Source organism: Bradyrhizobium quebecense, from assembly GCF_013373795.3.
Classification (GTDB): domain Bacteria; phylum Pseudomonadota; class Alphaproteobacteria; order Rhizobiales; family Xanthobacteraceae; genus Bradyrhizobium; species Bradyrhizobium quebecense.
On sequence record NZ_CP088022.1, the window covers coordinates 4,395,355 to 4,419,992 of the forward strand.

Genomic DNA, 24,638 nt, shown 5'->3' on the forward strand with positions numbered 1-24,638 from the left:
ACGCGGCTGCATAGGATCTCGCGAACATGACTGGACATCGCGCCCGCCTGCTTTGCATCGCCGGCCTTCTTGCGATCGCGCTGGGGACACCGGCTGCGCCCGCGGCGGAGACCTATGATCCGTGGCCGGGCCTCGTCCAGGACATCTTCAGCAATCGTCCGATGAATGACGGCAACGATATCATCGGCATCGAGATGCCGGCGCGCGCGGAAGACGCGGCAATCGTTCCGGTGACGCTGCGCACCAAGCTGCAGCCCAGCGATAGCCGCCGCGTCGTCGCGATCACGCTTGTGATCGACGAGAACCCGGCGCCGATGGCCGCGAAGTTCACGCTGGGACCGGACGCCAACGTCACCGAGATCTCGACCCGCGTCCGCGTCAACAACTACACCAATGTGCACGCCGTCGCGGAGCTCAGCGACGGCAAGCTCTATGTCAGCAAGGTGTATGTGAAAGCATCCGGCGGCTGCTCGGCACCGGCCGGCAAGAACGTCGAGGAAGCGAAGAACCGGCTCGGCCAGATGCGTTACCGGCAATTCACAAAGTCCGAACAAGGGCCGGCGACGAGCACACGGGAAGCCCAGATCATGATCGGGCATCCGAATAATTCAGGCCTGCAGATGGACCAGGTCACGCAGCTCTATATCCCGGCCTTCTTCGTCAATGAGCTGCACATCTGGCAGGACGACAGTCCGGTGCTCACGATGGAGGGCGGGATCTCGATTTCCGAGGACCCCAACATTCGCTTCACTTACGTCTCGAATGGTGCCAAGCACTTCCGTGCCGAGGCCAAGGACACCGACGGGCACGTCTTCGACCACGAATGGAAGGTCGAGAACCCCGGGACCTGACGCGTTCGCGATCTCACGATCAACGCTAGAAACACCTCACTTCGGCCTCGGCCTGCGCACGCCTGAGGTCGTTGAGCGCGTTGGCGGCCTGCTCGGACGAGCGGAACTGGCCGCCCAGATTGCCGCGCACCTGCGCCATGCTCAGCACGGTCTCGGCGGTGACATAGCGATCATAGGGGATGATCGAGGCGACCACGTCGATTGAGCAGGAACATTGTTCGATCGACTGCCGGGATTCGCCATTGGACTTCATGCAGCCGAACACATATTCGGCCCGCGCCGAGGTCGGATAGTCATTGATCTCCTGGGCCCGCACGCTGACGGCCGTCCCGGCGAGCACCAGGACGGCGACAATCGGTCGTAGCATGCCAGCTCCTGCCATGGTCCTGCTTCCTCTTCTCTTTCCGCAAGCTATGCTATGGATGTTGATCAGAAAAGAAAACATTCGGGGAAGTGGCTCAAGAAACGATGATCATCTCTGTACGCACGGTGTTGGCTGCGGCAGTTCTGGCGGTCATGCAGTCCGGCACCTCGTGCAACGCGGAGACTATCCGCGTTGCAGCGCAGAAGACCGGAACGCTGGCCTGGGAACTGGCCGTCATTCGCTCCCATGGTCTCGACAAGAAGGCCAATCTGTCGATCGATGTCGTCGAGCTCGCCAGCCCCGAGGCCGGCAAGATCGCGCTGCGCTCCGGCTCGGCCGACGTCATGGTATCTGACTGGCCCTGGGTGTCGCGCGAACGCTCGCTCGGCGCCAAGCTGCAATTCTATCCCTATTCAAGCGCGCTAGGGGCCGTGATGGTCCCGGCCGCCTCGCCGCTCAAGACGCTCGCGGACCTCAAGGGGCGCAAGCTTGCCGTTGCCGGCGGCGCGATCGACAAGAACTGGCTGCTGCTGCAGGCCGCATTGAAGCAGGACGGCGTCGACCTGAAGTCGCAGGCGACCGTTGCCTACGGCGCGCCGCCGCTGCTGGCCGCCAAGGCCCTCGGCGGCGAGATGGACGCGACGCTCAACTACTGGAATTTCTGCGCGGCGCTTGAAGCCAAGGGCTTTCGCCGGCTCGCCGGCATGGAGGAGGTCCTGCAAAAGCTCGGCAGCAAGGGCCGCATCGCGATGATCGGCTACGTGTTCGACGAAGCCTGGGCCAATGCCAACAAGGATCTGGTCGCCCGCTTTATCGCCGTGACGCGTGCCGCGAAAGAGATTCTGGCGACCTCAGATGCCGAATGGGACACGATTGCGCCGCTGACCGGTGCGCAGGATGCGGCGACGCTGCGCGCTTATCGCGACCGCTACCGCGAGGGCATCCCACGCCGTCCGATCGCTGACGAAGAGGCTGATGCTCGCGTGCTCTACCGGGTGCTGGCGCAGCTCGGCGGCCGCGATCTCGTCGGCACCGCGCCCGAGCTCGATCCCGGCACGTTCTATCAAGCGATCCCGGGAGACTAGCGGTGCTGCGCCTCCTCTCATTCGCGCTGTTCATCGTGACCTGGTGGATTGCCTCGCTGTTGATCGGCGATGCGAAGCTGCCGGCGCCGCCGGCGGTGCTGTCGGTCCTCATAGCCGAAGCACGATCGGGCGCGCTGTTCGTCAATCTCGGCGCAACGCTGGCGCGTGTCGCGCTGGCCTTCACCCTCGCCATGGCGCTCGGCTCGGCGATCGGCTATCTGATGGGCCGCGTGTCGCTTGCCAATCGCCTCGGCGACCCCTGGCTGATCCTGCTGCTCAATTTGCCGGCGCTGGTCGTCATTGTGCTGGCCTATATCTGGGCCGGGCTGACCGAGGTCGCCGCGATCACGGCCATCGCCATCAACAAGCTGCCGACCGCCGTCGTCACCCTGCGCGAGGGGGCCCGCGCGCTCGACCCTGCGCTCGACGAGATGGCAACGGCCTTTGCCTTGCCGCGCGGCCGCGCCTTCCGGCATGTGGTCCTGCCGCAGCTTGCGCCCTACATCGCGGCCGCTGCGCGCTCCGGGCTGTCGCTGGTTTGGAAGATCGTGCTGGTCGCCGAATATCTGGGCCGCCCCAACGGCGTCGGCTTCGAGATCGGGATCGCCTTCCAGCTGTTCGACATCCCGCTGCTGCTCGCCTACTCGTTGAGCTTTGCCGGTGTCGTGCTCGTCATCGAGACCTTGCTGGTGCAGCCGTTTGAAACCAGGCTAACGCGGTGGCGGCTCCGTGCAGCTTGAAGTCAATATCACAGGCAAGAGTTTCCAGAGCGCGGCCGGAAAGCGGCATGACGTGCTCGACAACGTCACCTTCACGTTAAACGCCGGCGAGGTTGGCGTGCTGTTCGGTCCGTCGGGCTGCGGCAAGAGCACCTTGCTGCGGATTCTCGCCGGGCTCGACGGCAACTACCAGGGCCATGTCGCGCGCTCCCCCGGCATGCGCCTTGGCATGGTGTTTCAGGAGCCGCGGCTATTGCCCTGGCGCACCGTGGAGGAGAATGTGCGGATCGCCGCACCGCATGTCGACGACGGGACGCTGTCGGCGTTGTTCGAGGTGCTCGAATTGAGCGTGCACCGCAACCACTTTCCCGGTGAGCTGTCGCTCGGCCTCGCCCGCCGCGTCGCGCTCGCTCGCGCCTTCGCCATCGAGCCGGATTTCCTCATCCTCGACGAGCCGCTGGCCTCGCTCGACAATGCACTTGCGGGGCGGCTGCGCGACCAGATCGCCACGCTGGTGGCCAGCCGGAAGATGATGACGCTGCTGGTCACCCACGATCTCGACGACGCAGTCCGCCTCGGCGACCGCCTGTTCTTCCTGTCGCCGCGACCGGCCCGAATCCTTCACGTCGAGACTATCGCCGCGCCGCGCGCGACGCGCGGCGAGCCGGAGATCGACGAAATCAAGCGGCGGCTCTCACAGCTGGACCTTGCAAATATGTGAGACGCCGTCATCCTTGGACGAAAGCGTAAGGGAGAGATTGGATGGCGCGTGCTTTGATTGCGGTTGGTGTCGCGTTGCTTGTCCTGCCGACGACTGCGCTTGCCCAAAGCAAGGGCAAAGGCATCCGGCTGTGGAATCTGACCAGCGCCACGATTTCAAGCTTCGAGCTGTCCCCGGCGGGCAAGAACGAGTGGGGTCCTAACCAGACGCTCAACGACAAAGACAAGGAAGTCGACCACGACGAACGCTTGCGGATCACCGGCGTCGAGCCCGGCCGCTACGATGCCAAGGTCGGCTACAGCGGCGCTAGGCAGTGCTTCGTTCGCGACATCGAGATCAAGGCCGATGCCGTGTTTTCAGTGTCCGACAAGGATCTGAAGGACTGCAACAAGTAACAGCTAGCTAGCCCGCCGGCGGTTTGCCGTCCGTGCCGGCGCGATCGTTGGTGTGCGGATATTCGCAGCGCCATCGCACCGCGGTCCATTTTGGATGCTCGCCGACCCATTGCGCGATATAAGGCGGCGCGGCCATGGCGCATTGCTGCAGCGAACCGCTCCAGTTGAACACCAGATGCTGCTCCTCGCAGGTGGCGGGCGACAGCACGGCACATACAGTGACGATCAGATCAATCGGGTTCATGCGCGATCCCTAGGCGTGCTCACGAAATAGATAGCACGACGGAATACGTAGTCAGCCAGGTCCGGGTTTCACAGGCCCGTGACAGGATGTGGGAACCCGGCGCTAGAAGTTCAGACCATACACCAGCCGCGCCTGGTGGCGCTCGAAATTGACCAGGTCGAGGCCGGCATTGCTGCCGGCCCGCTGCCCCCAAGCCTGGACGCTCCAGGTCGCAGTCAGGCGCGAGCGCTCCGAGAGCTGGAAATAGGCGGTCGGACCGATGAACAGCGCCTGCCCGGACAGCTCGTCCAGGCCGATCCCCTCATACTTCCTGAAATAGCGCGCTTCGCCGCCGATCAGGATATCCGGCCTCACCTTGGCCATCAGGCCAAACGCGACGCCGATCGTTGCATCTTGCTCTGCTGCGCCGGTGCGCGGCATCCGCGTCCATTCCGGCTCATAGCTGACATTGAGGGCAGCCACCGCAAGATTCGGGATCACCTCACGGTCGAACGCCACCGTGAGCTCGGTCCCGTAGCTGCGGACTGCCGCAGCCGTCGTCTCGTCGACGCGGCCGGCGCGTGTCTCCAACGCCACCGTCATGCCGAAGGGCGCCGCCTCGCGATCGAGAAAGCGATAGCGAAAATCGACCGAGACGCTCTGCCACGACAATTGGCTGCGATCGTCAAAGCCCGGGACGCGGTTGATATCGTACGCGCTGAACGACGTGCCGAGCTCGACACGAAAATTCGGCGCCGGAACGAGCTCGAGCTCCATTTCCTGATTGAGCGCGCGGTAGCGGCCGCCATCCTTGGCGAAGCGCCCGGTGGTCTGGCTCTGGAATTCCCGCTCGCCGAGCTCGCCCACATCGGAGCCAATCATGAAGCCGAAGATGTGCTCGGTATCAAAGCCCTCCGCGCAGGCGCCGAGCGGCGGCACCGCTGCGACACCGGCAATCGCCGCGCACAGCACGCCCACCCAACGCCGCCCTCGCTTGATTTCGAAACTCATCGTCCCCGGACCACCGCCTCAAGCCGCACTGTAGGACAAAGCAGGACGGCCCGCCAATCGCGCGGGTGGTCTCGATTTCAACGTGTTGTGGGAACGATCTGCTGGAAATTGTAGCGGCAGCATCGCGGCCGCGAAAGGCGCCTGCCGCGGTTCGATGCAGCAAGCTGCACGAGCCGGGCAGGCTGTCTCGCGTTACTTGTCTCGGATTACTTGCGCGCTGCGCAGGCGTACATGTTGATTTCCATGCCGACCGGCACTTCGACGATCTTCGGTGTTTTCCAGGCCATTTCCTTCTCCCAAGTCTAAGTTGGCGCAAGCGTCGCGCCGCGCGGCAAGCTAGGGCTGGCTGTTCCAGGGCGCAAGCCGGCCGGGTAAGGACCCGACTTCGCTGCTGGACATGCCGAAACGGACGACGGCTCGCTGACGCCCGCCCGGCTTTGGAACGACTGGGAAACCCCGACGCTGATCTGTCAGGCATTTTCCGGCTGCCGGGCTGCGACGTACCGACAAGAAAACCCGATTGCACCGGCCGAGTCTTGCCCAAGAGCGAAATTGCAACTTTTTTTGTTATGCGCGGAATCCGGCATCAATAGGCGGGATCCGCCCGGCACAATTCGCTGGTACGGACCTATTTGAGCAGGCGCAGCAGCGCCCGGCCGGCGCGCGACTTCAACTCCTTCGCATCCAGCGTTCCGTCATTGTCGGGATCGGCGGCCTTGAACCGCTGCTCGACGACCGCGAGATACTCGTCGAGCGTCAGGGTGCCGTCATGATCCGGATCCGCCTTCGCCAGCTCTTTCGCGGTCAGCCGTCCGCGCAATTCGCGGATGTCAAGCGTGCCATCATGATCGGGATCGAGCTTCGCGAACAGGTCGGCGGCGGCCTTCTTGGCCTCGGCAAGGTCGACCGTGCCGTCATTGTCGGGATCGAGTATCTTGAGCGCGCTGCGACCACCCGATGCGGCCAGAGCGGGACCTGACAGCACGGCAGCAGCCAAGGTCAAAGCAAGCGATCGGCGCGAAATCATCATTGGTCTCCCTTGAGTGCCGCTCCAGCAAGGATACGGAGCGCGCCCTGCGGTCGAAGCTACCATAGCAGCTTCGATGAGGCTTCCCACAGCCAGAGCAACCAGCGAGACCTGTCGGGTTTCGGGTGGAAAGAAACCGCCTCGCGGATCATCTGTGACGTTCGGCAAATGCCATTGCACCGGAACGAGCGAGGTGACCCATGAGCGACATTTGCAAGACCACGTTGGGCTGCCTCGTTGCGCTCGGTCTGACGGCACCTGCGACCGCGCAGAACAGGGCCCCTGCCCCATCGGCAGAGGCTGTCCAGCAGCGCACGCTCACCGGCAAGGAGCGGCTCGGACGCAAATGGACCGACGAGCAGCGCATCGACAATTGCAATGTGCCGCCGGACAAGCGGGGCACCAAGCCACGTCCGAGCGCCTGTCCGCATGCGCCGTCGAGCTGACCGAACCGTTCGCGCTGCGGCATAGCGGCGAGTCACGCGTGGCGTTGTGTATTCCATGCCACGGTAAGCTACGGGCGCATCAGCAAAAACCTGAAGCTTTCGACCGGCCTCCGGAGGCTGGTTGGGGTTCGTTCACGTTTTCGTATTGACCCGTTTTGGTTTCAGGGGGATGGTTCCGTCCGCAACGTCAGGAATAGGCGTGCGGAAAAGGTTCATTGGGAGGATATGATGAGACGCATTGCGCTGGCCGCAAGCCTCGTGATTCTTGCATCTTATGGTGCAAGCGCTCAGACCAACGAGCAGTTGGTCAAGGGTGCGACTGATACATCGAACGTTCTCAATTACGGAATGGGCTACAATCTTCAGCGCTTCTCGACGCTGAACCAGATCAACAAGGACACTGTCAAGAATCTGGTCCCGGTCTGGAATTACAGCTTGAACGACGACCGCAGCGAGGAATCGCAGCCGCTCGTCTACCAGGGCGTCCTTTACGTCACCACGCACAATGCCACGATGGCGATCGACGCCAAGAGCGGCAAGCAGATCTGGAAGACCAAGGTCGAGTACCCCGCCGAGACGCCGCGCATCGTCTGCTGCGGCATCATCAATCGCGGCGCGGCTCTGTATGACGGCAAGCTGTTCCGCACCACCCTCGACGCCAATGTGATCGCGCTCGATGCCAAGACCGGCAAGGAGCTGTGGCGCGAAAAGGCTGCGGACATCAAGGAAGGCTACTCGATGACGGTGGCGCCGCTGGTCGCCGACGGCGTCGTGATCACCGGCATCTCCGGCGCCGAATTCGGCACCCGCGGCTTCATCGACGGCTGGGATCCGGCGACCGGCAAGCGCCTCTGGCGTACCTACTCGATCCCGACTCCGGACGAGCCCGGTGGCGACACATGGAAGGGCGACACCTGGAAGCTGGGCGGCGGATCGACCTGGATCACCGGCTCCTATGATGCTGAACTGAACACCGTGTATTGGGGCATCGGCAATCCCGGACCGTTCAACTCTGCGGTGCGTCCGGGCGACAACCTCTACACCTGTTCGGTGCTCGCGCTCGATCCGAAGACCGGCAAGATCAAGTGGCACTACCAGTTCTCGCCGAACAATCCGTTCGACTATGACTCGGTGGCCGAAATGGTCCTTGCCGACATGAATGTCGAGGGCAAGCCAACCAAGGTGCTGATGGATGCCAACCGCAACGGCTTCTTCTACGTGCTCGATCGCACCAACGGGAAGCTGCTCGCGGCCAATCCTTATGTGAACGTCAACTGGGCCACCGGCATCGACATGAAGACCGGCCGCCCGATCGAGACCGACGTCGCCAAGGATGCACGTGACGGCAAGAAGGTCACGGTCTACCCGTCGATCCTCGGCGGCAAGAACTGGGAACCGATGTCGTTCAATCCGCAGACCGGTCTCGCCTACGCCAACACGCTCGCCTTCGGCGGCAAGTACAAGGCCGAGCCGGTGACGTTCAAGCAGGGCGAGTGGTATCTCGGCATGGACCTCACCGATCCCTGGGAATGGGGCACCGGACCGCGCGGCCATCTCAAGGCGATCGATCCGATGACCGGCAAGGCGAAGTGGGAAGCGCCGAGCGACATTCCGCGCTTCTCCGGCGTGCTCTCCACGGCCGGCGGCGTGGTGTTCTCCGGTCAGCTGACCGGCGAATTCGAGGCATTCGACGCTGACACCGGCAAGAAGCTCTGGCAGTTCCAGACCGGTTCGGGCATCGAAGGACAACCCGTGACCTGGCAGCAGGACGGCGTGCAGTATGTCGCCGTCACCTCGGGCTATGGCGGCGTCTATTCGCTGTTCTCGGGCGACGAGCGGCTTGCCAAGGTCCCGCCCGGCGGTTCGCTGTGGGTTTTCGCGGTCAAGAACTGAGCGCGGAGCACACGTGACTGAAAGAGTAACCCTGTTGACGGCGGCGATCTTCGCCGCCGTCGCTGCGGCCTTGATCACGTTGATCCCGGCAGCCGCACAGCAAGCCAGTGCAATCGACCTTCAGGGTCAGGCCGACCAGGGCAAGGTCACCTACGCCAAGAACTGCTCGCATTGCCATGGGCCCAACATGGTCAACTCCGGCACCATCACGCCGGACTTGCGCGCGTTTCCCGACGACAAGACGCGCTTCGTGACCACCGTGAAGCAAGGCAAGAACGGCAAGATGCCGCCCTGGGCCGACATCCTGAGCGAGCAGGAGATCGCCGACGTCTGGGCCTTCCTGTCGAGCCGGAGGCCCGAATGAGAGCGCTGCTGGCGGGCGCCGCGACAGCCTTGCTGCTCGCCATGACGGCGGCAGCGCATGCGGCCGGCGAGCCGCTCAATGTATGCCTCGACGAGGATCTCCCGCCGTTGTCGGCGCATCATCGCGGCAAGCCGGATGCCGGTTTCGACGTCGCGCTCGCGCAAGTGATCGCCGAGCGGCTCGGACGGCCGCTCAATATACAATGGTTCGAGAGCAAGCTCGACGAGGATTCGAGCCCCGCGCTGGAGGCCAATGCGTTGCTGTCGGACGGGCGATGCTCGCTGGTCGGCGGCTACGCCCTCACCACGGACTCGCTGAAGGCGCCTGGTGTCGCGACGGCTAAGCTGCCAGACTTCGATGGCGCCACCCGCGACGATCGCCGCCGGCGGATTCCGATCGGGGTGCTGGCGCCAAGCCAGCCTTACATCTATTCGCCGATGACCGTCGTGCTCGGCCCCAAGGCCAAGGACCGGGTCAAGGACCGCAAGATCTCCGATATCGGCGATCTCGCCGGCCTTCGCCTGACGATCGAAAGCGGTACGCTGGGCGATGCCATCCTGATGACCTTCGACAAGGGAAAGCTGATCGAAGACATCACCCACCTCGTTCCCGGGCGCAGCGACCTGCTGGGAGAGCTCGAACGCGGTGAATTCGACGCCACCCTGCTCGACCTGCGGCGGTTCGACGCCTACCGCGCTGATCATCCCGACACCAAGATCACCGCCTCCGGCTATTACTATCCGATCGGCGCCAACCGCGGTTACGTCGCGCTCGAGACCGACAAGGCGCTGCTGGAGGCTGTCAACAAGGCGCTGTCCGACCTGCAAGCCAAGGGCGCCATCGCCGAGCTTGGCAAAGCCGCAGGCCTGACTTGGCTTCCCCCGCGCGAACCGATCATTCTCGGTGACGTCTGGCTGAATATCCTGAACCGCTGATGCCGGCGACAGGCTGCTATCGCAAATAGCTCGCCAGGTTCATGCTCTGGATCTTGGCGATCGCCGAATAGGACGCCGTCAGCTGCGCCTGATAAGTCGAAAGCTGCGCCGTCACCGCGGCGACGTCGACGCTGGTGAGGTTGGTCGACAGGGTCTTGGCGAAATTCTGGTAGTCGCTCTGGTTCGTGCTGGCGGTCTCGATCTGCGACGCCGAGGTCGAAAGCTTTGCCTGCACCGTGGACGTTGCATCCAATGCATTGCTGGCGAGGTCGAGCGCCTGCGAGATATCGCTAGACGACAACGTCGTGCTGTTGCCGACGTATTTCAACAGCCGCATGACCTGCTCGAAGGCAGGATTGTCGGCGGTGACGCCATAGGGAACCGAATGGCTGTCCGAAACGCGCACCGACGCGATCTCGCTGTCACCCTTGTAGTAGCTGGTGTCTGATGTCGTCAGCGAGCCCGTGCCGGTGTCATAGCTGGACATATCCACAGGCGCAGTATCGGTGCGGGCGCCGCTGAAGACGTATTCGCCGTCATACTGGGTGTTAAGCAGCCCCTGCATCTGCGAGATCGCCTGCTGGGCATAGTTGATCACCGATGCCGTCGCCGTGCTGCTGCCGGTCGTGGCGGCGCTGAGCTGGGTCCGAAGCTGGGTGATGATATCCGTCACCGAGCCGACCGCCGAATACATCGCCTGCACCTTGTTGTCGGCGAGATTGCTGGCATCGATATAGGACTGGGCGCGCGTCACCGAGACCTGCAAATTGATCACGCGCCCGGCGCCTGAGCCGTAACCGCCGAAATCCTCGGATTGCAGCCCGGAGGACTCCTGCACCTGCTCATTGGCCATCACCGACTGCACGCGCAACGCGCTTGATATCATCTGCTCCGATTGCGCGAAGGTGGCAACACGCATCATCATGACAAGGCCCTCACACTCAGGCTGCGGTCATCGCGGTCATCAGCGCCGAGAACATGGAATTGATGGCCGTAATGATCTGGGATGCGGCAGCGTATTTGTTCTGCAACGCACTCAGATTCGCGCTCTCCTGGTCAATGTTGACGCCGGACTGCGACGACAGCGAGCTCGCATAGGTCGACTGCGCGGTTTGCTTTGATGTGTAGGTTGCCGATGCCCGGGTCGCCTTGCCGGCGACGTTGGCAACGATCGCTGCCGCATAGTCGGTGAAAGAGCCGGTGGTGGCGCCCAGCCCACCCGCCATCGCGAAATTGGTCGACCCCGTCAGTGCGCTCGAGAGCGCGTTCACCACCGTCGCCGAGCCCGATGACAGCACTGAGTTTCCGACCGTCAGCGTGGACGACGTATCGAGTGTCGCCGTCGGCAGCGCCGCCGTGCCGCTCAGGATGTCGTTGCGCACCGCGATGTTGGAAGCGCTGGTCCCCGTGATCAGATCGTTGAGCCCGAAATACTGCGAAAATCCCTCACCGCCGACCGAACTCGTCATCTGGTTGATGGCGATGCCATTGCCCGACCCGGTCGCCGAGATCGACAAATGTCCGTTGGCATCAACCGATGCCGAGACGCCGGGGATAGTGTTGATCTTGGCGGCAAGAGCGCCCACCGTGGAATATGCCGATAGATCGATATCCTGATACGATACGAGATTCCCGCTCTTGTCGGCGACAGCGATACGCACCGTGCCGGTGCCCGCGAACGATGTCGAATTGCTGACAGTCGCCGTACTGGTCAAGCTCGCTGGCGGCGGCATCGATGTGCCCTGGTTCGATACTGCATTCACGCTCGAGGCCAGCTGCTGGGCAAGCTCGTCGAGTTGCGACTGCGCGGCCGGCAGGGTCTGGTCGCGCAGGGCAATCAGGGCGCTGACCTTGCCGGAGGAGATCTGCGAGGTGATGTCGACCCCGTTGACGGTGATACCGCTGAAGCCGCTCGACGATCCCGCGCTGTACGTCGTCGATGCCGTGACACTGGGCAGCGCCGTGTAGCTCAGCGGGTGTGCCGTGCTGTCAACTAGCGCCTGCCCGGAGCCGGTATAGACCTGCAGATCACCGCTCGACGTGGTGAAATAGCTCACATTCATTTGCGAGGCGAGGTCCTGCAGCGCGCCGTTGCGCTGGTCCTCGAGATCGGCGGTCGACTGGCCCGCGGCCGCTTCCTGCTTGATCTGCTTGTTGAGGTCGGAGATCTGCTGCAGATCGGAATTGATGTCGGTGACCGACGAGGCGATATCCTGGTCGGCATTGGAGCGCAGCTTCTGGATGCCGCTCGAGGTTTGCTGCAGCTGATTGGTGACCGCAGCGAGCGCGCTGACGGCGTTCGATTGCAGCGAAGCGCTGCTCGGCGTGCTGGCGAGCGAGGACAGCGCCGACTCGAATGCCGCGATCGTGTTGGCCAGCGAGGTGCCCGTCGTGGAGCTGTCGCCGCTCGAGGTGTTGCCGTAGAGCTGCTGGAGCTCGGTCAGATAGCTGTTGTTGGTGTCGGCTGCGCCGAGATCGGAATCGGCCCCGACCAGCGACTTCAAGAGCAGCTTGTCGACCGCGCTAGTGATCCCCGAGATCGTGACGCCGGTGCCGACACCACTGGTGACGCTGCTGCTCTGGTTGGCGGTCTTCTCGGTATAGCCCTTGGTGTCGGCATTGGAGATGTTGGCCGAGGCCACGCTGATCTGCACCTGCGTGGCTGACAGCCCGCTGAATGCGATGCTTCGTGCGATATCAAGCGACGACACGACCCACTCCCTCCGACGCCGGCGCGATCAGGCCCGCACGTTGGTGCCATAGGACATCGCAGATGTGACGCGACGGCCGCCGGCCCCGTAAGGCGACACGTTGGCGATCTGCTCGCGGATCGCCTGCATGATCGCCTCGATCCTGCGGTTGCTGGCATCGATCGCCGCGCGCAGCTGCATCACGTTCTCGTCCATCGCGACCCGAAGCTTCAGGATCCGATCCATCAGCTGCTCGCGCAGCACGCGATCCTGGACGTTGAGGTTAGCGGTCTTGCCGACGGCCTCCGCCACGCACTGCTCGAACAGCGTGGCGAGGCGGTTCTTCTCGTCGACCTGCTTCAGCCGCGAGGCCGGCAGACCCTTGGCGAGCTCGACGTTCTCCTCGTTCACGATCTCGATCAGATTGTCGATCAGTGCGATCAACGACCTGGCGCGCTCGTCATTGCCCGCGGGATTGATCTTGATGTTGCGTTCCGGTGTCATGTCATCGCTCCCGTTCAAGCTAGTGTCCGCGACGCAGGGCGCGAACCGATTGTGCGCTGCGCCCATACGCGGTGATTGCCGTTACCCGGACCGAGACCCGGTTGATTTCCTGGTCGAGCCGCACGCACTCACGCATCAGCAGGTCCCGCAACGCTCCGACGTCGTCGAGCAACGCAGTGAGTTGCGCCCGATCGTTCGGCCGAACCGAGGCAGCCCTCGCCTTCAGCCGCTGAAGCCTGACCAGCAGGCGGTCATTCTTCATCGCGACACCGCCGAAATCAGCGTGTCGAACATCTTGTTGACGGTGGTGACGACCTGCGACGCCGCCGAATAGGCCTGCTGCGCCGAGATCATGTTGGAGAACTGACCGCTGGTGTCAGTGGTGCTCGATTCCAGCTCGCTGCCGTAGATCGTGCCGGCGCCGTTGGCCCCCGAGGTCTGCAGCGTGGCGTTGCCGGAGGCTGCCGTCGCGGAGTACAGGCCGTCGCTGGCCGCGCTCAATCCGTTGGGGTCGCTGAAGGTCGCAACCGCAATCTTGTAGATCGCGATGGTCTGCCCGTTGGAGTAGGTCGCATCGACCACGCCGCCTTTGCCGATCGCGATGCTGCTCAGCTTGCCGTAAGGCAGGCCGTCCGACGTGATGCTCGTGAGGTCGACGGAAGGCGTGGTCTGGCCCGACGAATATTGCGTGAGACCGTCGGTCTTGCCGGCCGTGCCGAGATTGAGCGTGATCACGGTACCATTGGCAGTGGAGCTGTCGGCCGCGCCGTCCTTCCAGCCGGTGATCGAGATGGTCGGCGGACTCGGCACCGTCGAGGCGAGCGAACCGTCGGGATTGAAGGTGATCGCCACCGTATCGGTGATCGCGTTGGCACTGGCCGTGCTGGAGTCCGACGCGAGCTTCGGCTGCTCGAAGCTCGCCTGCCAGGCATTGTCTGCGGTCTTCTTCCAGTCGATCTGGATCGTGCTCGCCGTACCAAGCGAATCGTAGACCGTCATCGAGCTGTTGAACGTCGCGCCAATGGTGGCATCGGCCGGCAGATTCGCCGCGACCGTGGTCTTGGTGGTCGCGCTGCCGCTGGTGGAGGCGACCTGCGTGTTGATCGGCCCGAGACTCGCGGCGGAAGCATTGCCGATGATGTTGCCTTGCGCGTCGGTGCGCCAGCCCTCGAGATAGTTTCCGTTGTTGACGAGATAGCCCGAGTTGTCGGTGGTGAACGCGCCGTTGCGCGTATAGGAGGTGGTGCCGCCGGTCGTCGCATTGGTGGTGACGAAGAAACCGCTGCCCTGGATCGCAACGTCGGTGGCGTTGGTGGTCGCGGCCAGCAATCCCTGCTGGGTGATGTTAGCGCGGCCGGACACCGTGACGCCGCCGGACGTGTACGATGTGGCGCTGTTCGACGCCGTCACCAGATCTTCGAACATCGCCGACGTGGTCTTGTACCCCGTGGTATCGGCGTTCGATATGTTGTCGGAAATCATTGCCAGCGATTGGCTCTGCGAATTGAGCGCCGAGATCGCCGAGGAAAGTGCACCTGTGAGACTCATGATAATACTCCGGCAGCAATCAGGACGTGACGCCGATGATGTTGGCGGCGCTGACAGGGACGCCGTTCACGAGCAGCGAAGGTGTCGAGCCGGAGGCATCGATCCCGGTCACCGTTCCGGTCATCGTGGTGTAGCTGAGCAGCGAGTTTCCGGCGGAGTCGGTGGCGGTCACCTGGATCGTGTACTGGCCGCCATTGCTGAGCTGGGTGCCGCTCGTGGTCTGGCCATTCCAGGTGAAGGTGTTCGAGCCGGCGTTGCCGGTCCCCTTGCCGCTCCACACCGTGTTGCCCGAGGAGTCCTGGATCGCGATCGCGACGTTGGAAGCGGCCGAAGTGAGCGAGTAGCCGAAGGTCGCCGAGCCGTTGGTCAGCTCCGCCGTGTTGGTCTTCGCCTCGACGGTGTGGCCGATATAGTTGACCGAGTTCAGCGTCACGAGGCTCGAGAACGAGCTCGCCAGCGACGTCATGCTGGCGTTGGTCGACTGCTGCTCGGTGAAGTTGGCGTAAGAGGTGAGCTGATTGATGAAGTCGGTCGTGCTGGTGGCGTTCAGCGGATCCTGGTTTTGCAGTTCGCTGACGAGCAGGTTGAGGAAATCGGTCGAGCTCATCCCCATCGACGCGCTGGTTGACGAACTCGACGACGAGCTCGAGGCGGCGGAGGCTGCTGCAGAGGTTGCCGAGGAAACGGTCATGACAAGGCTCTCTTCGTCGCGGGCTAGGCGACGGAACGCGGTGAAACATTGGGATCGTGAAGTCGTTCGCAGATAGAACGGATGACGCGGCGATTTCAGGCGCGGATTCATCCGCCCGGAATCACTTGATTAATCGGCAGAATTTGCCGTGTCGGTAGCGGCCCGGAGGCGCGCAAATGCGCGCGCAAGCCGATCCGCCGCGGAACGGCGCGGAGTGTTGCAAAAGGAATTGCGGAGAGATTAGAGCAAGAGGCTGATCGGCAGATCCGGCTCGGCGAGCATCAGTGCCGGCGGCGCCAGCGCGGGCAACAGGCAGAGGGCCAGCAGCAGCGCCGGCAGCACCTTGCCTTGCTGCGCGGCATCGCCTGGAGCTTGCGCATCGTTCGACTGATCGGTGGGTGCGTCCGGCTCCGGCGCCGGCTCTTGGGGCAGTACGTCCTGGGGCAGTTTCGCCGCCGCGGTCACGATGCGGTCGACAAGACCCTTGGGTGCACGAACCGGCGGCGCCGTGAGCGCCCGGCGTACCGCGCTCGCCTGCTCATAGAGCGTCCGCGCCTCAGCCGAGGATGCGAGCAGCTGGACGGCGGCAAGACGTTGATCATCGGGCCAGCGGGACAGATCCTCCCCCAGCCGGTCGATCAGGTCTTCGAATGTCGCAACGTCCATCCCGCGCGCAGATCCAGCCTCGTCGCCAAGGCTGTCATAAAGCATTCGCGGGACGGCGGAAATCAATTTCCGCCGCCGTAGCGTCAGGTCCAGCATGGTGCTCACCGAGCGGCCTTTTTCCCCAACAGGACGCCCGCCCGAGCGCCCTGCCCCCTCCCGGCGAAACGGGGTTCGCCGGCCGGTTCGCCCGCTCAGCGGCCGGCTGCTGATTCGAGCGTCTTGTCGAGTGTCCTGGCCTTGGCGGCCTTGCCGGCGGTCGCCTCGACGAACTTCCAGGCGTCGCGGAGCTCGGTCAGGCTGGCAATGATGCGCCGGAAATTCTCCCTGGCGTGCGGCCGGCCGTAGGAGCGCAGGCACGCCATGATCAGCGCATTGTAGGTCCGGAACAGGCGGTCGGCCATCGCGCCGCCGCGGGTGACGTCGAGATGGTGGCTCAGGCCGCGCAGGATCGCGGTCGCCCGCGTCAGATAGGTATGCCCTTCCTCGAAGCGCTTCGCCTCGTGCGCATCCAGCGCCTTCTGCAGCAACGTGATGGCGCCGTCGCACAGCATCACCACCGCCTTCAGCGGCGGGACCGCCACCGCGGCGGATCGATAGGCATTGTTGGCAAGGTAGGCCGTAGCATTCTGGGTCATTATTTACTCGATGATGCGTTCAGGAGGGCACTCAGGTAGCCCAGCGTGTTGTTCGCGCTTTCGATGGCGGCCTGATAATTGGCGTATTGAAGCTGCAGCTGCGCCTTGAACGTCGCCGCATTGCTCTGGATGTCGCTGACCTGGGACTGCAGATCGGTATCGCGCGACTGCAGGTTGGTGATCATGGTCTGTAGCTGACCGCTGCTCCCGGAGTTGGTTTGCGCGAGCTGATAGAGTTGTGCCGCAAGCCCGGACGATGACGTCACGGTGATCGATTGCGAAGTCGAGCCGGTGTAGGTGAATGCCATGCCGGCGTAGATCGTGCCCGAATTGCCGATGATGGTGTTGCCGACCACCGAAAAGCCGGAACTGTCGCCGCCGACCGAGGCGCCGGTCAGCGTGCCGGTCGAATCCACCGTCACATCGAGCGTGAACGATTGCGGCGACGTGCCGGTGTTGACGACGTTGAGCTGGCTGGACGAGGTCGTCGTCTGCGCGGACAGCAGCTTGGTAACGCCGGCCAGATTTTGCGTCAGCACGGTCGACAGCGTACCGGTATCGAGCTGCAGCTCGTTGTTCTCGTTGAACGACAGGCCGAGGTCGGCCATCGTCATTCCGCCGACGGAGCCGCTAAGCACCTGCTGAAGCTGGGTCATGATATCGCGCATCGTGCTGTCGCCGAACAGCACCGCGCTCGATGCGGCGGTGCCGTCGGAATTCTGCGCGGACTGCGCGATCACCTGGTCGCGAAATGCGTTGTAGTTGGTAACGAAGGTCTGCAACGCTGACGTGATCTGGCTGGTGTCGGTCGAGATGCTGATGTTCAGGCTGGTGCCGCTGGGCGTCGGCTGCAGCAAATCGAACGTGACGCCCGAGAGAACGTCGGAAATATCGTTGGTGTTGCGGGTGAGCGCGATGCCGTCGAGGGTGAATTCCGCGGATTGCGCCTTCTGCAACACGTCGGTGAACGCCCCCGAAGTATCGGTGACCCCGAGCTTGTTCAGGATGTCGTCGCCGGATGTCGATGAATAGGTGATGTTTGCGGCGTCCTGGGTCCCCGTCAGCACCATCTCATAGGACCCGCTCGACACCTGGACGATAGAGGCCTGAACATTGGTCGCCGAGGTCTGGGCATTGATGGTGTCGACGATATCCTGCATCGACATGCCGCTGGTGATCGAGATCGCCGTGCTGCTGCCGCCGGCGAGGCCCAGCGAAAACGTTCCCGAATAGCCGAGTGCGGTCGAACTGCTCGACTGCGAAGCGCCGATCACTTTCTGCGCGGTTGCGAGCTGGGTGATCTGGAGCGCGTGATCGCCGGTCGCCGAGCCGCTGTTGACGCTCATCGACAGCGCCGAGGAGGCGCTGACGTCGCCGGTGGACGAAATCGTCGCCGAACGTGTGGCGAACGCATTGGTGGCGATCGAGTTGATGATCGACGTGCTGAGCGACGACAGCCCGGTTGCCAGCGTCGACAGCTCGGTCTGTAGCGACTGATAGGCGGTGACCTTGGCCTGGTTCGCGCTAATCTTGGTGGTGATCGTGGTCGCCGCCGTGAGCTTGGCGTTGACTTCGGCATCGATCAGGGCAGTCCAGTCGATACTGGCCGAATTGGTCGTGCCGGTCGTGGTCACCGTGCTGGCAGAGCTGGCGGAACTCGACGATGTCGCGCCTGATGTGCTCGAGGTGGCGCTGCTAACCGTCATGTCGACACCTCCGCCGTCGTGAGAATCGGGCCGGCACGATGCCGGCCCGATCTATCGTTCGAATTAGCCGAGCAGCTTCAGCAGGTACTGCGGCATCTGGTTCGCGGCGGTTTCCGCCGACACCGCGGCCTGGGTCTTCACTTCGGCCGACGACAGCGTCGCCTGCTCGGAAGCGATATCGACGTCCTTGATCGCCGAGTTCGCGGACTGCAGGTTCTGGGTCTGGGTCGAGATCGAGTCGGCGCTGAAGTTGAAGCGCGATTCCTGGGCACCGATCTCGGCGCGGGCGGACGACACGGTGTCGATCGCGCTGTCGAGGGCCGACATTGCGCTGGTGGCGCTCGACAGGCTGGAGACGTCGAGCGAGGTCACGCCGAGCGAGGACGCCGTCAGGCTGGTCAGCGTGATCGTGATGGTGTCGGCCGAGGTCGAGCCGACCAGCACCGAGACGCCCGAGGAGAACACGCTCGAACCGTCGAGCAGGCTCTGGCTGCTGTAGCGGGTGCCGGAGGCGATGGAGTCGATTTCACCCTTGAGCTGCGTGAATTCCGAGTTGATGTAGGCGCGGCTGGAATCGGCCACGGTGCCGGAGGCGGACTCGGAGGCCAGCGACTTCATGCGGGCCAGGATGTCCGAGATGTTGGACGCGCCGCCGTCGGCGGTCTGCAGGATCGAGGTCGCTTGCGCCGCGTTGGTGGCGGCCTGCTGCAGCGTCGTGATGTCGGAGGAGATGCGGGTCGAGATCGCGAGGCCGGCCGCGTCGTCGGAAGCGGAGGTGATACGCGATCCGCTCGACAGCTTCGACAGCGCGCTGGTTTCCTGCTGCGAGTTGATGTTGAGGTAACGGACCGCTGAGTTGGCGGCCGTGTTGGTGGAAATTGCGGGCATGAGTAGCTCCTGTGCTGATGGGGCATCGCATGCCGCATCGTGAGAAAGAAAGGTGACGCGGATCCAGCCCCCGTCCGACCGATCAAACGGGTCGGCCGCCGGTGGTCAGGCGCGAAAACTTCAGAAGCCGGAATTTATGGTTAGCAGTCGGTAAACGCGCCGCGCAGGTCGCGCTCGTGCCGCTTGAGCAGCTCGCGCAGCTGTTGCCGCCCGCGCTTCAGCAGCGACTCGACCGCGGCCACGGTCGTATCCATCACCTCGGCGATCTCGCCGTTGCTCATGTTCTCGTGGTAGGAGAGGATCACCGCGACACGCTGCTGCTCGGGCAGCCGCTGCATCGCAAGCTCCAGAAGATTGCCGATCTCGTTGCGCTCGATGACGGTAGAAGCGTCGAGCTGGGTGTCGGCGACCTCGGGCACGACATCGACATTCTCGGTGCGCGGCTTGCGGCGCAGGTCGATGCAACGGTTGCTGACGACGCGATAGAGCCAGGTCGAGAACTTGGCGCGGCCATGCTGCCAGCGGCCACGATGCGTCCAGACCTTCAGCATCGTATCCTGCACCACGTCTTCAGCATCTGCGACGTTGCCGACGATGCGCAGCGCGATCGCGTAGGCGCGATCGACATGGCGTTCGACGAGAGCACGAAACGCCGCCTCGTCGCCGGCGGCGAGGCGGTCGAGCAGCTCCTTGTCCTCGTCCTGGATCTCGACGGTGTCGAGCGGGCCCGCATCGGCAACCGTGGGGACGTTGCTCCAGGGAGTGGCCGCTTCGACCGGCGCAGCCGCGGCCGCCGTGGCTTCCACCTCGACCGCTGCCATCACATCAAGCGCGTAACTCATCCGCCGCTCTCCAACCAACGCCGCAAGCACACATCGCATGCGGCTTCTGAGCGTTGAACGGAGGGGTTGAGCAAACCAGGCGAACTTTTTTCGTTATTTTTCAAATGCTTAGCTGGATTTTTTTGCCGACCGCCCGGCAAAAGCTGCCGCTCCGCGGAGGCGCAGGCAGTAATTCTACGGAGTCTGGAGCAGTCGTTCAGCATCGCCTTGCATGCCTGCGGGAGAATTCGTCGCGCCGGAAAACGCCGTTGTCACATCAACTAACGCCACGCGAACACATGCATGCGCGGAGCATGCGAGTGATCCATCGCCGTTGGTCGCCAACTTGCATTCGACGATTGCGACTAGGCAATTTTTTCCGAATCACCATTTCGACGTTATCGGATTTTTTGAATCTGTCAGTCGCGAAGCGCGCGTTTTCGAATCCCGCATCAACTTTTTTGAATCATCGCGCCTGATTTGTCTCACGCAGGCGTTCAACGCATGAGGACTGGCGGGAATTTTGCGCATGACGATCATGACGGTCGACGCAACGCGTCGAGCGCAGAATGTTTCTGCATGTTCATTCGATGTTTTCGATACATTTCTGTTGCGTGCCTGCACGACGCCGGATGGCGTATTTGAAAGGGTTTTTCAGCTTTCCCGCATTGCTGAAAAATTTTCGGACATGTCCGTCAGTTTCGTTCAGCATCGAATCCAGGCTGAGGCGCGTGCGCGCAAGCTCGCGCTGGAGCGGTGCGGCTCCACTGAAGTGCGCATCGCCGACATCTATAAGTACTTTCCGTTCAGGCTGTTCGGCCTGAGCCGCGAAGCGTTGAGCGACCTCGCGCAGATCGAGTTCGAAGCCGAGCTCGAGCTGTGCCGCGCCAATCCGGAAATGCTCGAGCAATATCTGGACATGAAGCGCGGCGGCTTTCGCGTCGGCTTCATCTCCGACACGTATTGGAGCACCGAGCAGCTCGCGCAATTGCTGCGCTCCTGCAGCCCCGGACTGACCTGGGATTTCCTCTACGCATCCTGCGATCACGGCTCTGGCAAGAGCGAAGCGCTGTTCGAGGCCTATCTCGCCGAGCAGGGCATCGATGCGGCGAGCTCGTTCCATGTCGGCGACAATCACAACGCCGATATCAAGGGCGCCCGCCGTCACGGCATCCGCCCGCGCTACTATCCGCAGGCCAGCGCGGCATTGGCATCGAAGTTTCAGCGCGAAACGTCGATCTTCGAATTGTTGTGGCCCGATCAGCCGTCGCGGCTCGATTGCGGCGCCCGCACGCTACGACGCGCGGTGACGGCACGCAGCGCAGGGCATTCTCCCGCTTTCAACCTCGGTGTGACCGTTCTCGGTCCGGTGATGGCGGCGTTCGACGCCTTCATCGAAGCACAGCGCGCTGCGCTGGCGCGCGAGGGCGCGCGCGTTGCGATCGGATTCCTCGGCCGCGACGGTCTGCTGCCGTATCGCGTCTGGCAGGCGAACCATGGCGAGACCGGCGCCTATGTCGAGATCAATCGTCGTGTCAGCCTGGTCGGGTCCGCCGATACGCTCGAACCTCTCAGTGAGCTGCTGGGCCGGGTCGTCAAGATCGACGCGGCGACCTTTGTCGATATCGTCAAGGTGCAGCCTCCGGCGGTGATGAAGTTCTTCGCGCAATATCCTGACGGCATTGCGGGCGGCCGCGAACTCGCCGACGCCCTGCCCGATCTGATGGACCCGCGCGAGATCACCGACATCGCTGCCGGTGTCCGCACGCGCCTGCTCGCTTATCTTCGGGCGAAGATCGCGGATTTCGACGGCTGCACCGACCTCATCCTCGTTGACCTCGGCTATTCCGCCAGCGTGCAGAAGTCGCTGCGGCGCATCTTCGATCGCGAAGGAATTCGCTTCCGCCTGCATGGCGCCTATCTGCTGACGCTTGACGATGCCTTCGACGACATCGCCGACAACGACACCGCAGAAGGCCTGATCTCGGATCGCATCGTCACGCCGCACGTCAAGCGCATGTTGATCCGCAACGTCGCATTGCTGGAGCAGCTTTGCTGTTCCGATCAAGGATCGGCACGCGACTACCGCGGCGGTGAGGTGTTGCGCGAGGGCGACCAGCGCCCGGCCGCTCAGCTGGCGCTGGCGAACGAGGTGCAGTCCGGGACGCTGGCCTATGCGTCACACGCCCGCGAATTGGCATCGCGCTATGCATTGCAGCCCGACACGGACCCCATCGTTGCCGCACGCTGGGCCGCCGCCGTGCTCGGACGTCTCCTGCTGCTGCCCGACGATGATGAACTCGTGCTGCTCGGCGGCATCAAGCATGACGTCAACCTCGGCACGCAGGCGCTCGCGCCGCTGCTCGACGCCGGCTTCATCAATGATTGCATCGTCGCCCGCGGCCTCTCGACCGCCTGCACGGCTCCGGCGCCGCCGATGTGGCTGGCCGGCAGCTTTGCCGCGTTGTCGCCGTCACACGCCTACCTCTACACATTGTTCGGCGCCAATCGCCTGCCCGCGAACGTGTTCGGCGAGGCGCAATGCGGGACGCTGCAGGTCGGCCTGTTCGGGTCGGACGGCCAGGCGTCGCTGGAAGCCGTCAGCGTCTATCATACCGGGCTGGGCGACCTCCGCCTGCGGATTCCATTGTCGCGCCGCATGGCGGTTGCGACCATCGCGCTGCCGCTAGCAAAGCTCACCCGCGCCGGGATGCTCCACGGCATCACGGTCCAGTACGGCGAGAGCGCCGCGAAGGCGGTGGAGAGTTCGAACGTGAAGGCGATCGCCGAGGGACGGCTGATCGATGCCGGCCTCGAGCGGAGCGACCGCCAGTTTCGTGCGACCACCGAGGATGGCATGCTGTTGATCCCCGTCGACGGCTTCGAGGACGATGTTGCAATCTACACCGTCGCGTTGACTGCCCTCGACCATGACCGCATCCTTGCGGTCGAGGACCGCGACGGTAACCGGGCCCCCTCGGCCACGCTGACCTGGCGCAGCGCCAACAGTGCGCAGGCAACCATCGGCAACTGATTTGTCCGCCTGATCTGGCCGGCCCGCTCGTAGAAGGTTAACGAGGGGTAGTGCGGGCATGATTTCGGCTGACACGGTGCAAGCGGACGGCTTGCAGACGAATTTCGACCAATTGCTGGCGGCGAACGGCATCCGGATGAGCGCTGCACAGCGCCGGCGGCTCGCATGGCTGTCCGAACGGCTCGGACGCGCGACCATCCACCAGGCCGGTTCCGTGCCGGGGCGGGACCATGGCGTCATCATCCTCGTCGAGCCGCCGAGCGGCCCCGCCGCCGAAATCCTCTATCGGTCACTTCGCGCCGATTGTGCGGTCGTCGTCCCCTTCGGCGAAAATCCCGGCTTCGATTTCCTGAAGTCCAAGCTGACCGACTTCGGGACGATCGGGCCGAGCTTCGATGGCCCGCACGAGATGTGGTGGGGCGGCCTCAACTGGCGCCCGATCGCGCCCGCGGAAGGCTCCCGATCCGACTCGGCGCTGCGCGTGGTCTCCTGCTATCCCCGCGCCTACGGCGACGATCATGCCGGCGCGCTCCGCGAGAAGCTGGCCGAATTCGACATCGCCTGCGACATCGTGCCGATCGACGCCGCGGATGGCGAGCACATGCGCGCGTCCGAGAAGTCTGCCTTCATGCTGCGGATGTGGCAGGAGCACCGCGAGCCGCTGCTCTTCATCGAGGCCGATGCGACGCTCAGCGAACCACCATTGCTGCCGTCCTCCCTCGAATGCGACATCGCACTCCACAAGTGGAACCGGTGGGAGATGTCGGCGCGCACTTTGTATCTCGGCCGCACCCTGGCCGCCGAGTCGCTGCTGCGCAACTGGCATCACATCGCGACCGCCTATCCCGCGGTCTGGGAGGGCTACCTGCTCGACCAGGCCTGGAGCCTGACGTCGTCGCAAATGGCGCTCGACACCGCGTGGCTGCCGCGCTCGTACCATGCCCCCGCCGAAGATGCCGGCACGCCCCGCCACACCACGGTCGTCCACAATCTGCCGACCGATAACAGCGACCTTGGGCCCGATGCCGAATTCGGCGTCACGATGCGGGCCGCGCGGCGCGCCAGCCGCAGCGGCGGCCGCGACGCCATGATCGTGATCAAGTCGCAGGCGGCCTCGAACAACGCGATCACCGTGATCATGCGCGATATCGCGACCAGCGACGCACGCGAAATGGCTGCCAGCATCGAGGCCGTCACCGGCGCGTTCGCCGCCGATTGCGGAGGGTTCGGCCGGCTCGAGCTCGCGCTTTGCCCCTGGCAGGACGATATCCGCGCGGCAAAATCGGCAGCCGCCAGCGCGAACAGCCGGATCATCGAGATTGCGCCCTGGCAGGCATTGCCGGCCGATCTGTTCCGCACCGTGGGTCAGTCCCACGATGCCGGCAGCGTCGTCGTCATGGCCGGGCAGCGCGGCTGATCAA

At 63.7% G+C, this 24,638-nt stretch carries 27 protein-coding genes; 11 read left to right on the forward strand and 16 right to left on the reverse strand.

Features of this window, described 5'->3' with window-relative positions; all coding sequences use genetic code 11:
* Positions 1-26 precede the first annotated feature (26 nt).
* The gene (locus HU230_RS21360) at positions 27-851 is read left to right on the forward strand and encodes a quinoprotein dehydrogenase-associated SoxYZ-like carrier (RefSeq protein WP_176529976.1); all 825 of its coding nucleotides are present in this window, start codon (positions 27-29) and stop codon (positions 849-851) included.
* A gap of 25 nt (positions 852-876) precedes the next feature.
* Here HU230_RS21360 and HU230_RS21365 read toward each other — a convergent pair whose 3' ends face one another.
* Complete coding sequence (locus HU230_RS21365) at positions 877-1,218, reverse strand: hypothetical protein (protein WP_371821770.1); 342 nt, start codon at positions 1,216-1,218, stop codon at positions 877-879.
* A gap of 149 nt (positions 1,219-1,367) precedes the next feature.
* On the opposite strand from HU230_RS21365, the gene HU230_RS21370 reads away from it, so the two are divergent.
* From HU230_RS21370 to HU230_RS21385, 4 genes are read left to right on the forward strand one after another with little or no spacing between them, the layout of a single operon-like run.
* Positions 1,368-2,300, forward strand: a complete 933-nt coding sequence (locus HU230_RS21370) for an ABC transporter substrate-binding protein (RefSeq protein ID WP_224944191.1) — start codon at positions 1,368-1,370, stop codon at positions 2,298-2,300.
* 2 nt (positions 2,301-2,302) lie between these two features.
* Positions 2,303-3,040, forward strand: coding sequence for an ABC transporter permease (locus tag HU230_RS21375; protein ID WP_176529974.1), 738 nt, complete (start codon positions 2,303-2,305; stop codon positions 3,038-3,040).
* Entirely contained in the window at positions 3,030-3,740 is a 711-nt protein-coding gene (locus tag HU230_RS21380; protein ID WP_176529973.1) for an ABC transporter ATP-binding protein, read from the forward strand. The genes HU230_RS21375 and HU230_RS21380 overlap by 11 nt, the downstream gene beginning before the upstream one ends.
* 41 nt (positions 3,741-3,781) lie before the next feature.
* Positions 3,782-4,135 carry a hypothetical protein gene (locus tag HU230_RS21385; RefSeq protein ID WP_173637819.1) on the forward strand — a complete coding sequence of 118 codons (354 nt, stop codon included), beginning with the start codon at positions 3,782-3,784 and terminating at the stop codon, positions 4,133-4,135.
* A gap of 7 nt (positions 4,136-4,142) precedes the next feature.
* Here HU230_RS21385 and HU230_RS21390 read toward each other — a convergent pair whose 3' ends face one another.
* The 4 genes from HU230_RS21390 to HU230_RS21405 form a co-directional block, all read right to left on the reverse strand.
* Positions 4,143-4,379: a hypothetical protein gene (locus tag HU230_RS21390; protein ID WP_176529972.1), complete on the reverse strand. Its 237-nt coding sequence runs from the start codon at positions 4,377-4,379 to the stop codon at positions 4,143-4,145.
* A 102-nt stretch (positions 4,380-4,481) separates the two neighbouring features.
* On the reverse strand, positions 4,482-5,369 hold the full coding sequence (locus tag HU230_RS21395) for a hypothetical protein (protein WP_210284201.1): 888 nt from the start codon (positions 5,367-5,369) through the stop codon (positions 4,482-4,484).
* A gap of 206 nt (positions 5,370-5,575) precedes the next feature.
* A complete protein-coding gene (gene pqqA, locus HU230_RS21400; RefSeq protein WP_009031067.1) occupies positions 5,576-5,656 on the reverse strand; it encodes a pyrroloquinoline quinone precursor peptide PqqA in 81 nt (26 codons plus the stop codon).
* A 341-nt stretch (positions 5,657-5,997) separates the two neighbouring features.
* On the reverse strand, positions 5,998-6,396 hold the full coding sequence (locus HU230_RS21405; RefSeq protein WP_176529971.1) for an EF-hand domain-containing protein: 399 nt from the start codon (positions 6,394-6,396) through the stop codon (positions 5,998-6,000).
* A 200-nt stretch (positions 6,397-6,596) separates the two neighbouring features.
* Here HU230_RS21405 and HU230_RS21410 point away from each other — a divergent pair, with 200 nt between their 5' ends.
* The 4 genes from HU230_RS21410 (at position 6,597) to HU230_RS21425 (ending at position 10,034) form a co-directional block, all read left to right on the forward strand.
* Positions 6,597-6,842 (forward strand): hypothetical protein, encoded by a 246-nt coding sequence (locus HU230_RS21410; RefSeq protein WP_224924513.1) that lies wholly within the window; start codon positions 6,597-6,599, stop codon positions 6,840-6,842.
* 228 nt (positions 6,843-7,070) lie between these two features.
* Entirely contained in the window at positions 7,071-8,735 is a 1,665-nt protein-coding gene (locus HU230_RS21415; RefSeq protein WP_176529970.1) for a methanol/ethanol family PQQ-dependent dehydrogenase, read from the forward strand.
* Positions 8,736-8,805: 70 nt separating this feature from the next.
* Complete coding sequence (locus tag HU230_RS21420; RefSeq protein WP_224924891.1) at positions 8,806-9,099, forward strand: c-type cytochrome; 294 nt, start codon at positions 8,806-8,808, stop codon at positions 9,097-9,099.
* Positions 9,096-10,034, forward strand: coding sequence for a substrate-binding periplasmic protein (locus HU230_RS21425; RefSeq protein ID WP_176529969.1), 939 nt, complete (start codon positions 9,096-9,098; stop codon positions 10,032-10,034). The genes HU230_RS21420 and HU230_RS21425 overlap by 4 nt, the downstream gene beginning before the upstream one ends.
* 16 nt (positions 10,035-10,050) lie before the next feature.
* Here HU230_RS21425 and HU230_RS21430 read toward each other — a convergent pair whose 3' ends face one another.
* The 11 genes from HU230_RS21430 to HU230_RS21480 all read right to left on the reverse strand — a co-directional run bounded on the left by HU230_RS21430 (position 10,051) and on the right by HU230_RS21480 (position 20,204).
* Positions 10,051-10,959 carry a flagellin gene (locus HU230_RS21430; protein ID WP_176529968.1) on the reverse strand — a complete coding sequence of 303 codons (909 nt, stop codon included), beginning with the start codon at positions 10,957-10,959 and terminating at the stop codon, positions 10,051-10,053.
* 16 nt (positions 10,960-10,975) lie between these two features.
* Positions 10,976-12,745, reverse strand: a complete 1,770-nt coding sequence (flgK, locus tag HU230_RS21435) for a flagellar hook-associated protein FlgK (protein WP_176529967.1) — start codon at positions 12,743-12,745, stop codon at positions 10,976-10,978.
* A 27-nt stretch (positions 12,746-12,772) separates the two neighbouring features.
* Complete coding sequence (locus HU230_RS21440; RefSeq protein WP_176529966.1) at positions 12,773-13,228, reverse strand: flagellar protein FlgN; 456 nt, start codon at positions 13,226-13,228, stop codon at positions 12,773-12,775.
* Between the two features lie 19 nt (positions 13,229-13,247).
* Entirely contained in the window at positions 13,248-13,490 is a 243-nt protein-coding gene (locus tag HU230_RS21445) for a hypothetical protein (RefSeq protein WP_176529965.1), read from the reverse strand.
* On the reverse strand, positions 13,487-14,776 hold the full coding sequence (flgE, locus tag HU230_RS21450) for a flagellar hook protein FlgE (RefSeq protein WP_176529964.1): 1,290 nt from the start codon (positions 14,774-14,776) through the stop codon (positions 13,487-13,489). Before flgE ends, HU230_RS21445 begins: the two co-directional genes overlap by 4 nt.
* Before the next feature lie 19 nt (positions 14,777-14,795).
* Positions 14,796-15,467 carry a flagellar hook assembly protein FlgD gene (locus tag HU230_RS21455; protein WP_176529963.1) on the reverse strand — a complete coding sequence of 224 codons (672 nt, stop codon included), beginning with the start codon at positions 15,465-15,467 and terminating at the stop codon, positions 14,796-14,798.
* A 240-nt stretch (positions 15,468-15,707) separates the two neighbouring features.
* Positions 15,708-16,229 carry a hypothetical protein gene (locus tag HU230_RS43845; protein ID WP_338077293.1) on the reverse strand — a complete coding sequence of 174 codons (522 nt, stop codon included), beginning with the start codon at positions 16,227-16,229 and terminating at the stop codon, positions 15,708-15,710.
* Positions 16,230-16,324: 95 nt separating this feature from the next.
* Entirely contained in the window at positions 16,325-16,768 is a 444-nt protein-coding gene (locus HU230_RS21465) for a flagellar export chaperone FliS (RefSeq protein WP_176529962.1), read from the reverse strand.
* Positions 16,768-18,474, reverse strand: a complete 1,707-nt coding sequence (gene fliD, locus HU230_RS21470) for a flagellar filament capping protein FliD (RefSeq protein WP_176529961.1) — start codon at positions 18,472-18,474, stop codon at positions 16,768-16,770. The genes HU230_RS21465 and fliD overlap by 1 nt, the downstream gene beginning before the upstream one ends.
* 63 nt (positions 18,475-18,537) lie before the next feature.
* Positions 18,538-19,362: a flagellin gene (locus tag HU230_RS21475; RefSeq protein WP_029080085.1), complete on the reverse strand. Its 825-nt coding sequence runs from the start codon at positions 19,360-19,362 to the stop codon at positions 18,538-18,540.
* A 140-nt stretch (positions 19,363-19,502) separates the two neighbouring features.
* A complete protein-coding gene (locus HU230_RS21480; protein ID WP_176529960.1) occupies positions 19,503-20,204 on the reverse strand; it encodes an RNA polymerase sigma factor in 702 nt (233 codons plus the stop codon).
* 667 nt (positions 20,205-20,871) lie between these two features.
* Between HU230_RS21480 and HU230_RS21485 the strand changes: the two genes are divergently transcribed.
* Both HU230_RS21485 and HU230_RS21490 read left to right on the forward strand, forming a co-directional pair.
* Positions 20,872-23,217 (forward strand): hypothetical protein, encoded by a 2,346-nt coding sequence (locus HU230_RS21485; protein ID WP_338077294.1) that lies wholly within the window; start codon positions 20,872-20,874, stop codon positions 23,215-23,217.
* Positions 23,218-23,275: 58 nt separating this feature from the next.
* Positions 23,276-24,634, forward strand: a complete 1,359-nt coding sequence (locus HU230_RS21490; RefSeq protein WP_176529958.1) for a hypothetical protein — start codon at positions 23,276-23,278, stop codon at positions 24,632-24,634.
* Positions 24,635-24,638 lie beyond the last annotated feature (4 nt).

Bases quoted from the DNA above. Each gene is read 5' to 3' on its own strand.
- HU230_RS21445 (WP_176529965.1), bottom strand. From the start codon at position 13,490: ATGAAGAATGACCGCCTGCTGGTCAGGCTTCAGCGGCTGAAGGCGAGG.
- HU230_RS21405 (WP_176529971.1), bottom strand. From the start codon at position 6,396: ATGATTTCGCGCCGATCGCTTGCTTTGACCTTGGCTGCTGCCGTGCTG.
- HU230_RS21440 (WP_176529966.1), bottom strand. From the start codon at position 13,228: ATGACACCGGAACGCAACATCAAGATCAATCCCGCGGGCAATGACGAG.
- HU230_RS21455 (WP_176529963.1), bottom strand. From the start codon at position 15,467: ATGACCGTTTCCTCGGCAACCTCTGCAGCAGCCTCCGCCGCCTCGAGC.
- HU230_RS21370 (WP_224944191.1), top strand. From the start codon at position 1,368: ATGCAGTCCGGCACCTCGTGCAACGCGGAGACTATCCGCGTTGCAGCG.
- HU230_RS21365 (WP_371821770.1), bottom strand. From the start codon at position 1,218: ATGCTACGACCGATTGTCGCCGTCCTGGTGCTCGCCGGGACGGCCGTC.
- HU230_RS21485 (WP_338077294.1), top strand. From the start codon at position 20,872: ATGTCCGTCAGTTTCGTTCAGCATCGAATCCAGGCTGAGGCGCGTGCG.
- HU230_RS21385 (WP_173637819.1), top strand. From the start codon at position 3,782: ATGGCGCGTGCTTTGATTGCGGTTGGTGTCGCGTTGCTTGTCCTGCCG.
- fliD (WP_176529961.1), bottom strand. From the start codon at position 18,474: ATGACGGTTAGCAGCGCCACCTCGAGCACATCAGGCGCGACATCGTCG.
- HU230_RS21360 (WP_176529976.1), top strand. From the start codon at position 27: ATGACTGGACATCGCGCCCGCCTGCTTTGCATCGCCGGCCTTCTTGCG.
- HU230_RS21475 (WP_029080085.1), bottom strand. From the start codon at position 19,362: ATGCCCGCAATTTCCACCAACACGGCCGCCAACTCAGCGGTCCGTTAC.
- HU230_RS21430 (WP_176529968.1), bottom strand. From the start codon at position 10,959: ATGATGATGCGTGTTGCCACCTTCGCGCAATCGGAGCAGATGATATCA.
- flgE (WP_176529964.1), bottom strand. From the start codon at position 14,776: ATGAGTCTCACAGGTGCACTTTCCTCGGCGATCTCGGCGCTCAATTCG.
- pqqA (WP_009031067.1), bottom strand. From the start codon at position 5,656: ATGGCCTGGAAAACACCGAAGATCGTCGAAGTGCCGGTCGGCATGGAA.
- HU230_RS21410 (WP_224924513.1), top strand. From the start codon at position 6,597: ATGAGCGACATTTGCAAGACCACGTTGGGCTGCCTCGTTGCGCTCGGT.
- HU230_RS21490 (WP_176529958.1), top strand. From the start codon at position 23,276: ATGATTTCGGCTGACACGGTGCAAGCGGACGGCTTGCAGACGAATTTC.
- HU230_RS21390 (WP_176529972.1), bottom strand. From the start codon at position 4,379: ATGAACCCGATTGATCTGATCGTCACTGTATGTGCCGTGCTGTCGCCC.
- HU230_RS21465 (WP_176529962.1), bottom strand. From the start codon at position 16,768: ATGACCCAGAATGCTACGGCCTACCTTGCCAACAATGCCTATCGATCC.
- HU230_RS21395 (WP_210284201.1), bottom strand. From the start codon at position 5,369: ATGAGTTTCGAAATCAAGCGAGGGCGGCGTTGGGTGGGCGTGCTGTGC.
- HU230_RS21415 (WP_176529970.1), top strand. From the start codon at position 7,071: ATGAGACGCATTGCGCTGGCCGCAAGCCTCGTGATTCTTGCATCTTAT.
- HU230_RS43845 (WP_338077293.1), bottom strand. From the start codon at position 16,229: ATGCTGGACCTGACGCTACGGCGGCGGAAATTGATTTCCGCCGTCCCG.
- HU230_RS21480 (WP_176529960.1), bottom strand. From the start codon at position 20,204: ATGAGTTACGCGCTTGATGTGATGGCAGCGGTCGAGGTGGAAGCCACG.
- HU230_RS21425 (WP_176529969.1), top strand. From the start codon at position 9,096: ATGAGAGCGCTGCTGGCGGGCGCCGCGACAGCCTTGCTGCTCGCCATG.